The 255-nt window shown below is 65.9% G+C and carries 1 protein-coding gene; it reads left to right on the top strand.

The window, feature by feature from the left end:
• Position 1: 1 nt before the first annotated feature.
• Positions 2-255, top strand: a 254-nt coding sequence (locus tag IB235_RS26065; protein WP_192339089.1) for a transposase, incomplete at its 3' end; no start/stop codon positions are given.

Below are 255 nucleotides of genomic sequence, written 5' to 3' on the forward strand. Positions count from 1 at the left end.
GCTGAAGGGTGTTGAGCGCCCTGAGGATCTGCTCGGCGATGCCGGGCTGATGAAGGAGCTGAAGATCCGGCTCATGGAGCGGATGCTGGGCGCGGAGCTGACCGCGCATCTGGGCTATGAGGAAGGCAAGGAAGCACCTCCGGGCCAAGCGAACCGGCGCAACGGCTCGTCGACCAAGGTCTTGAAGGGCCAGGACGGCGAACTGCCGGTGGCTGTGCCCCGTGACCGCGACAGCAGCTTTGAGCCGGAGCTGGT

Origin of the sequence: Paracoccus sp. PAR01, assembly GCF_014851995.1 — a bacterium.
GTDB classification, from domain to species: domain Bacteria; phylum Pseudomonadota; class Alphaproteobacteria; order Rhodobacterales; family Rhodobacteraceae; genus Paracoccus; species Paracoccus litorisediminis.